9 protein-coding genes and 3 tRNA genes are annotated in these 8,099 nt (G+C 69.6%); 3 read left to right on the top strand and 9 right to left on the bottom strand.

Translation table 11 applies throughout. The features are described 5' to 3' along the window. From ASE76_RS19955 to ASE76_RS07590, 4 genes are all read right to left on the bottom strand, one after another. Window positions 1-97: GTP-binding protein (locus tag ASE76_RS19955; protein ID WP_082448163.1), on the bottom strand; the 97-nt coding region annotated here is incomplete at its 3' end. Between the two features lie 84 nt (window positions 98-181). Then, window positions 182-256 (bottom strand) — tRNA-Thr (locus ASE76_RS07600). A 54-nt stretch (window positions 257-310) separates the two neighbouring features. Continuing rightward, a tRNA-Gly gene (locus ASE76_RS07595) sits at window positions 311-384 on the bottom strand. Between the two features lie 39 nt (window positions 385-423). Next, a tRNA-Tyr gene (locus ASE76_RS07590) sits at window positions 424-509 on the bottom strand. 123 nt (window positions 510-632) lie between these two features. Here ASE76_RS07590 and ASE76_RS07585 point away from each other — a divergent pair. Further along, on the top strand, window positions 633-1,754 hold the full coding sequence (locus ASE76_RS07585) for a patatin-like phospholipase family protein (protein WP_055837179.1): 1,122 nt from the start codon (window positions 633-635) through the stop codon (window positions 1,752-1,754). Window positions 1,755-1,799: 45 nt separating this feature from the next. Here the strand turns inward: ASE76_RS07585 and ASE76_RS07580 are convergent, their stop codons facing one another. Together ASE76_RS07580 and trpC are read right to left on the bottom strand one after the other, a co-directional pair. Further along, on the bottom strand, window positions 1,800-2,495 hold the full coding sequence (locus tag ASE76_RS07580; RefSeq protein ID WP_055837177.1) for a uracil-DNA glycosylase: 696 nt from the start codon (window positions 2,493-2,495) through the stop codon (window positions 1,800-1,802). Between the two features lie 29 nt (window positions 2,496-2,524). Continuing rightward, window positions 2,525-3,313: an indole-3-glycerol phosphate synthase TrpC gene (gene trpC, locus ASE76_RS07575; protein ID WP_055837174.1), complete on the bottom strand. Its 789-nt coding sequence runs from the start codon at window positions 3,311-3,313 to the stop codon at window positions 2,525-2,527. 164 nt (window positions 3,314-3,477) lie between these two features. Here trpC and ASE76_RS07570 point away from each other — a divergent pair, with 164 nt between their 5' ends. Continuing rightward, the gene (locus ASE76_RS07570; protein WP_055837205.1) at window positions 3,478-4,134 is read left to right on the top strand and encodes a flavin reductase family protein; all 657 of its coding nucleotides are present in this window, start codon (window positions 3,478-3,480) and stop codon (window positions 4,132-4,134) included. A gap of 3 nt (window positions 4,135-4,137) precedes the next feature. Here ASE76_RS07570 and trpD read toward each other — a convergent pair whose 3' ends face one another. The 3 genes from trpD to ASE76_RS07555 form a co-directional block, all read right to left on the bottom strand. Continuing rightward, complete coding sequence (gene trpD / locus ASE76_RS07565) at window positions 4,138-5,175, bottom strand: anthranilate phosphoribosyltransferase (protein WP_055837171.1); 1,038 nt, start codon at window positions 5,173-5,175, stop codon at window positions 4,138-4,140. An 87-nt stretch (window positions 5,176-5,262) separates the two neighbouring features. Beyond that, complete coding sequence (locus ASE76_RS07560; protein WP_201781846.1) at window positions 5,263-5,829, bottom strand: aminodeoxychorismate/anthranilate synthase component II; 567 nt, start codon at window positions 5,827-5,829, stop codon at window positions 5,263-5,265. A 294-nt stretch (window positions 5,830-6,123) separates the two neighbouring features. Next, a complete protein-coding gene (locus tag ASE76_RS07555; protein WP_055837165.1) occupies window positions 6,124-6,591 on the bottom strand; it encodes a winged helix-turn-helix transcriptional regulator in 468 nt (155 codons plus the stop codon). 128 nt (window positions 6,592-6,719) lie between these two features. Here ASE76_RS07555 and ASE76_RS07550 point away from each other — a divergent pair, with 128 nt between their 5' ends. Then, window positions 6,720-8,018, top strand: a complete 1,299-nt coding sequence (locus ASE76_RS07550) for a D-amino acid dehydrogenase (protein WP_055837163.1) — start codon at window positions 6,720-6,722, stop codon at window positions 8,016-8,018. The last annotated feature ends 81 nt before the right edge of the window (window positions 8,019-8,099 follow it).

Here is an 8,099-nt window from a genome sequence, read left to right as displayed (position 1 = left end):
CGATCGCCGCCGTCAGCGTGGTCTTGCCGTGGTCGACGTGACCGATCGTGCCGACGTTGACGTGCGGCTTAGTACGTGTGAATTTCTCTTTTCCCATTTTTTCGACTCCGAAAAAAATATCTCGATCAAATACAACGCGAACCATGCACCGCCGGGGGCGATGCGGCACCATCTTGGATTCTGGTGCCCTTTGCGGGAATCGGACCCGCGACCTCTCCCTTACCAAGGGAGTGCTCTACCACTGAGCCAAAAGGGCATAGGCGCCTGCAGTGCAGACACCCGACATTCACTTGCAACCAACGAAAACGCGTGGAGCGGGAGACGGGAATCGAACCCGCGTCATTAGCTTGGAAGGCTAGGGTTCTACCATTGAACTACTCCCGCATCGGCGGCGACGCGAACCGCGCCACAATGCGTTTTCACTGGTGGAGGAGGCTGGATTCGAACCAGCGTACGCGTAAGCGGGCAGATTTACAGTCTGCTGCCTTTAACCACTCGGCCACCCCTCCAGTGAATCCACGACTATAGCAGCTTTTCTGAAGATCGCCCAGCCGCATCCGCAAGCAGCAAGCAAAAACACGCGTTCGACCGGAAAGCGCGAGAATGCTGCACCGCAACAAACCGGATGTCCCATGCGCTCCATCGCCGAAACGGCTGCGGCCCCCACCCTGCCACGACCCATCAGCCTCGCCCTGCAAGGGGGCGGCGCCCACGGCGCCTTCACCTGGGGCGTGCTCGACGCCATGCTGGAAGACGGCCGCCTGCAGTTCGACGGGCTGAGCGGCACCAGCGCCGGCGCGGTCAACGCGGTGGCGATGGCGCACGGCTTCGCGGTCGCGGCGCGCGACCGCGGCACGCCCGGCGATGCTGCGGAAGCCGCCCGCGCCGCGCTGGCGGCGGTGTGGCACGGCGTGGCGGCGCTCGGCAGCCTGGGCTCGATGGCCCAGGGCGTCGCGCGGCTGATGACCGGCGGCTGGCGCGCCGACCCGCTCGGCACCGGCGCCTTCAACGAGGCGATGAGCCGCTGGCTGTCGCCCTACCAGAGCAATCCGCTCGACATCAACCCGCTGCGCCGGCTATTGGAAGAGCAGATCGATTTCGACGCGATCGCCCGCCACAGGTCGCCGCAGGTGTTCGTCTCGGCCACGCATGTGCAGACCGGCCGTGCAGCGATCTTCCATGGCAAGCACCTCACGCTGCCGGCGGTGATGGCCTCGGCCTGCCTGCCGATGCTGTTCCAGGCGGTGGAAGTCGACGGGGAGCACTACTGGGACGGGGGCTACTCGGCCAACCCGGCGCTGGCCCCGCTGATCGACCACTGCCAGGCACGCGACATCGTGCTGGTGCAGCTCAACCCGCTCTCCCGCGCCCACCTGCCGCAGACGCCCCAGGAGATCGCCGAGCGGGTCGGCGAGCTGGGATTCAACGCCAGCCTGCTGCAGCAGATGCGCAGCATCGATTTCATCAACCGGCTGGTGGCCTCGGGCCGGCTGCAGGAAGGCGAAGGCTACAAGGAACTGCACTTGCACCGGATCGACGGCGGTGCGGCGATGGACGAGATGTCGGCCGCCAGCAAGCTCTCGGCCGATGCCGCGGTGATGGACCGGCTCTTCGGCCAGGGCCAGGATGCGGCGCGGCTCTGGCTGCAGCAGCACTTCGCCGACCTGGGCCGGCGCAGCACGATCGACATCCGCCGCGACTACGTGGGCCACGGCGAGCCCGAACCGCGAAAATTGCAAGCCAAAACCGCCTGAAGCCGGCGTCCGACGCCGGCCTGCAGCTATACAAACGATAGCAAATCAGGCGCCGTGCTGTTCGCGCCACTCCCGCGCCTGCGAGAAATGGCCGCAGCCGATGAAGGGCGTGGGCGGCCGCAGCGCAGACAGCGGCGACGGGTGGTTGGCCATCAGCACCCGGTGGCGCTGCGGATCGATCAGCGCCCGCTTGCTCTGGGCGTGCGCGCCCCACAGCATGAAGACGACCGGCCGGGCGCCGTCGGCCACATGGCGGATCACCGCGTCGGTCAGCACCTCCCAGCCCTTGCCGGCGTGGCTGGCGGCCTGGCCTTCTTCTACCGTCAGGCAGGTGTTGAGCAGCAGCACGCCGTTCTTCGCCCACTTGACCAGGCTGCCGCCGGGCTGGGGAAACGCCGGCGGGGGCGTGCCCAGGTCGCGCTGCAGCTCCTTGAAGATGTTGCGCAGCGACGGCGGCAGCGCCACGCCGGGCGCGACCGAGAAGGCGAGCCCCTCGGCCTGGCCGCGGCCGTGGTACGGGTCCTGGCCCAGGATCACCACCCGCACCGCGTCGGGCGGCGTCAGCTCCAGCGCGCGCAGGGGCTGCGGCGGGAAGATCGCGGCGCCCGCTTCCAGGCGCTGGTGCAGGAAATCGAGCAATTTGATGCCCACGGCCCCGGTGAAGAAATCCTCCACCAGCGGCTGCCATCCGGGCGCCACCGGCCAGTCGGCCGGGTCGCAGCTCTGCAGTTGGTCGGCCATGTCGCGCCTGCCTTCTCGTGCGGATGCGGTCAGCCGAACAGCGCGGCCAGCGCCACGCCCGGATCCTTGGCGCGCATGAAGGCCTCGCCCACCAGGAACGCGTGCACGCCGGCGTCGCGCATCCTCTGCACGTCTTCCTGCGCCAGGATGCCCGATTCGGTGACCAGCAGCCGGTCCTTCGGCACCTCGGCCAGCAGGCCGAGGGTGGTGTCGAGCGTCACCTCGAAGCTGCGCAGGTTGCGGTTGTTGATGCCGACCAGGGGCGTGCGGAGCTTCAGCGCGCGCTGCAGTTCCTCGCCGTCGTGCACCTCCACCAGCACCGCCATGTCGAGGCCGCGGGCCACCGCCTCCAGGTCGGCCATCTGTGCATCGTCGAGCACCGCGGCGATCAGCAGGATCGCGTCGGCACCCATCGCACGGGATTCGTAGACCTGGTAGGCATCGACCATGAAGTCCTTGCGCAGCACCGGCAGGTCGCAGGAGGCGCGGGCCTGCTTCAGGTAGTCGACGCTGCCCTGGAAGAACTGCTGGTCGGTCAGCACCGACAGGCAGGCGGCGCCGTGCTCGGCATAGCTCTGGGCGATGTCGGCGGGGACGAACTCCTCGCGCAGCACGCCCTTCGACGGGCTCGCCTTTTTCACCTCGGCGATCACCGCGGGCCGGCCGGCGGCGATCCTGGCGCGCAGCGCGCCCTCGAAATCGCGGGTCAGGACGCGGGATTCGGCGTCGAAGCGCACCGCGTCCAGGGGGCGGCGCTTGCGGGCGGCGGCGATTTCCTCGTGCTTGACGGCCACGATCTTCTTCAGGATGTCGGACATGGGGAGCGGCCGGCAACAGGCGCCGGCAAATGGAAAAAAGGAGGACGCGGCTCATGAGAGCCGGCGCGCTGCGCGGATGCGCGGACCCTGCCGATTCTGGCACCGCCCGCCGGGCCATGCACCTGCACCGCGACGTCCGGCCGCGCGCCACGCAACAATGCCGCATGACCCTGCCCACCACCGCCCCCCATCTGCGCCCCGTTCCCCTCGCCAAGGCCTACCGCCTGCTCAACCACGGCCCGACGGTGCTGGTGACCAGCGCCCACGGCGGCCGCCGCAACGTGATGGCCGCCGCCTGGAACATGGCGCTGGATTTCGACCCACCGAAGGTGGCGGTGGTGATCGACAAGGCCACCCATACCCGCGCGCTGGTCGAGGCCTCGGGCCGCTTCGCGCTCAACGTACCCTGCCGGGCGCAGGCCGCGGCGACGCTGGCGGTGGGCCAGTGGTCGGGACGCGACGTCGACTCCACGGCGGACGCGCCCGACAAGTTCGCGCTGGCCGGGCTCGACGTCTGGCAGCCGGAGGTGGAGGGCGCCCGCGACTGGCCGATGGTCGTCGGCAGCGTGGCCTGCCTCGCCTGCCGGGTGATCCCCGAGCCGCACAACCAGGCGCGCTACGACCTGTTCCTGGCCGAGGTGGTGGGCGCCTGGGCCGACGAGCGGGTCTTCGCCGACGGCCACTGGCACTACGGCGACGGCACCGACCCGGGCCTGCGCACGCTGCACTACGTGGCCGGCGGCGCGTTCTTCGCGATCGGCGAATCCTTCGAGGTGCCGATGCCGCCGGCCCTGCCCGGCACGTCCGGCAAAGCGGGCTAGCCGTTACGCCGCGGCGGCGGCCCGGCGGGTCGCCTCGACCAGCTGCTGCAGCTTGCCGCGCGCCGCGCCGCTGTCAATCGCGGCGCGGGCTTTTTCCAGCCCTTCGGCGATCGAGCCGGCCACGTTGGCGGCATAGAGCGCGGCACCGGCGTTCAGCGCCACGATGTCGCGCGCCGGGCCGGCCTCGCCCGCCAGCACGCCCTGCAGCAACGCCATCGACTGCTCGGGCGTCTCCACCTTCAGCGCGCGGTGGCTGGCCATCGGCAGGCCGAAGTCCTCGGGGTGAACTTCGTACTCGGTGATCTCGCCGTCCTTCAGCTCGCCCACCAGGGTGCCGGCGCCCAGGCTCACCTCGTCCATGCCGTCCTTGCCGTAGACCACCAGCGCATGCTCGGCGCCGAGCCGCTGCAGCGCCCGCACCTGGATGCCGACCAGGTCGGGGTGGAACACGCCCATCAGGATGTTGGGCGCGCTGGCCGGGTTGGTGAGCGGGCCCAGGATGTTGAAGATGGTGCGCACGCCCAGTTCCTTGCGGACCGGCGCCACGTTCTTCATCGCCGGATGGTGGTTGGGCGCGAACATGAAGCCGATGCCCACCTCGGCGATGCAGCGGGCGATCGCCTCGGGCGGCAGGTTGATGTCGATGCCCAGGGCCTCCAGCACGTCGGCGCTGCCGCTCTTGCTGCTGACGCTGCGGCCGCCGTGCTTGCTGACCTTGGCGCCGGCCGCGGCGGCCACGAACATCGCGCAGGTCGAGATGTTGAAGGTATGCGATCCGTCGCCCCCGGTGCCGACGATGTCGACCAGATGGGTCGCATCGGCCACGTGCACTTTGGTCGAGAACTCGCGCATCACCTGGGCGGCCGCGGTGATCTCGCCGATCGTCTCCTTCTTGACCCGCAGGCCGGTCACGATGGCCGCGGCCATGACCGGCGACAGCTCGCCGCGCATGATCATGCGCATCAGGTGCAGCATTTCGTCGTGGAAGATTTCGCGGTGTTCGATGGTGCGCTGCAGCGCTTCCTGGGCGGTGATCGACATGGTGGCGTTCCGTGATTGTTATGAACGTTTCGGGGCTCTGGCCTTTTATCTGCAACGGCTTTTAGCTACTGATTCGATAGCATCGCGTCACGTCTGGTCCAAAAAGTTTTTGAGCATCGCGTGGCCATGCTCGGTCAGGATCGACTCGGGGTGGAACTGCACGCCCTGGATCGGCAGCTCCTTGTGGCGCACGCCCATGATCTCGCCGTCGTCGGTCCAGGCGGTCACCTCCAGCACCGCGGGCGGGGCGGCCTTGTCGATCGCCAGCGAGTGGTAACGGTTGACGGTGAACTGGGCCGGCAGGCCCGAGAACACGCCCTGCTGGGTGGTGGTGATGACGCTGGTCTTGCCGTGCATCAGCTGCTCGGACCTGACGATGGTGCCGCCGAAGGCCGCGCCGATCGCCTGGTGGCCCAGGCACACGCCCAGGATCGGCAGCTTGCCGGCGAAGGCCTGGATCGCCGCCACCGACACGCCCGCCTCGGCCGGCGAGCAGGGGCCGGGCGAGACCACCAGCCGGTCGACCCCGGCGGCGATGCGCTCGGCGATGCCGTCGACGGTGATCTCGTCGTTGCGGACCACCTGCACCTCGGCGCCCAGTTCACCGAAGTACTGGACGATGTTGTAGGTAAAACTGTCGTAGTTGTCGATCATCAGCAGCATGGCGGGTCTCCAGGCGGTGGCGCGGCGCGGGGCGGCCGGGCGGGGGTGTCGGGGGTCTGTCGGTGCCGTCTGCACGGGGCCGGACGGCCGGCGGGCGAGGATCGCACCGCGGAAAACGGAAGGGGCTTCGCAGGAAGCGCGCGCCGGTGCGGGGCGCGGGGGAGTCGGTCAGGCGGTTGGCTTGCGCCAATGCCGACGGCGGATCGTCGCAGGGGAGAAGGACGGTGTGGCACGCATGGTGGCTGCATTATGGCGCGGGTCGCGGGCGGCCCGGACGGCGGGGGGCTACCGGTCCACCGGCAGGAAGAGGCTCTCCTTCACCTCCTCCATCACCACGTAGCTGCGCGACTCGGCCGCGACAGGCAGTTTCTTGAGGATGTCGCCCAGCAGGTGGCGGTACTCGCCCATGCCGCGCAGCCGGAATTTCACCAGGTAGTCGAAATCGCCCGAGACCAGGTGGCACTCCATCACCTCGGGCATGTGCAGCAGCTCGCGCCGCACCTTCTCGAACACGTCGCCCGACTTGGCCGCGAGCTTGATCTCGACGAATACAAGCAGCGTCTTGCCCAGCGCCTCGGGCGACACCCGGGCGTGGTAGCCGGTGATGACGCCCTCGCGCTCCAGCCGCCGGACCCGCTCGGTGCAGGGCGAGGCCGACAAGCCCACCCGCTCGGCCAGCTCGGTCATGGAGATGCGGCCTTCGCGCTGCAGGCAGTCGAGGATCTTGCGGTCGATGCGGTCGGGTTCGAACATTTCGCTGGCGGTGCCGGGGGCGCACCATCAAAACAGGGGTTTTTCCAAGGATTCACCGAGAAATCCGCGGAATCCACCGGCACCTTCTTTCTACAGTACCGAATCCACGGAATACCGAAAGATTCTCCATGAAAGTCATCGTGATGGGCAGCGGCGTGATCGGCACCACCGCCGCCTACTACCTGGCGCGCGCCGGCGCCGAGGTGACGGTGCTCGACCGCCAGCCCGCCCCCGCGCAGGAGACCAGCTTCGCCAACGCCGGGCAGGTGTCGCCCGGCTATTCCACCCCCTGGGCCGCGCCGGGCATTCCCCTCAAGGCGCTGAAGTGGATGTTCCAGCAGCACGCGCCGCTCGCGGTGCGGGCCGACGGCAGCCTGTGGCAATTGCGCTGGATCGCCCAGATGCTGCGCAACTGCACCGCCGAGCGCTACGCGGTCAACAAGGAACGGATGATGCGGGTGGCCGAGTACAGCCGCGACTGCCTGCGCCAGCTGCGCGCCGACACCGGCATCGCCTACGAGCACCGCACCGGCGGCACCCTGCAGCTGTTCCGCAGCCAGGCCCAGATGGATGCGGTGCAGCGCGACATCGCGGTGCTGCGGGAATGCGGCGTGCCCTTCGAACTGCTCGGCCGCGACCAGCTGGCGGCCGTGGAGCCGGCCCTGGCCCAGGCCCGCGAGCGGCTGGCCGGCGGCCTGCGGCTGCCCGGCGACGAGACCGGCGACTGCCACCTGTTCACCCGCGCCCTGGCCGAGAAGGCGCGGGCCCTGGGCGTCGATTTCCAGTTCGGCCGGTCGGTGCAGGGCCTGGTCGCGGGCGGCGACCGCATCCAGGGCGTGCGGGTCGACGGCCAGCTGCTGGGCGCCGACCGCTACGTGATGGCCTTCGGCAGCTATTCGCGCGATGCGCTGGCGCCGCTCGGGCTCGACCTGCCGGTGTACCCGGTCAAGGGCTATTCGCTGACCGTGCCGCTGACGGACGAGGCGCTGGCGCCCCGCTCTACCGTGCTCGACGAGACCTACAAGATCGCGGTGACCCGCTTCGACGATCGGATCCGCGTCGGCGGCATGGCCGAGCTGGGCGGCTTCGACCTGCGGCTGGACCCGCGCCGCCGCGCCACGCTGGAGATGGTGGTGCAGGACCTGTTCCCCGGCGGCGACGTGCCCCGCGCCAGCTTCTGGACCGGCCTGCGCCCGATGACGCCCGACGGCACCCCGATCGTCGGCGGCACCCGCTATGCGAACCTGTTCCTCAACACCGGCCACGGCACCCTCGGCTGGACGATGGCCTGCGGCTCCGGCAAGCTGCTGGCCGACCTGGTGACCGGCCGCCGGCCGGAGATCAGCACCGAGGGGCTGGCGATCGACCGCTATGCATCGCGCAGCCGCGCCCGCAGGCCGGCAGGGTCCGCCACGGCCGCCGCCTGAGCCCGGCCGAGCCCGCCGCGCCGCACGGCGCACAGGGCGGGTTTGCGAAACGAAAGTGCCTGCAGCCGGCACGCTGCGCCG

The sequence above is a fragment of the Xylophilus sp. Leaf220 genome, assembly GCF_001421705.1.
Lineage (GTDB): Bacteria > Pseudomonadota > Gammaproteobacteria > Burkholderiales > Burkholderiaceae_C > Xylophilus.
This window is presented reverse-complemented; position numbering and strand designations above follow the sequence as displayed.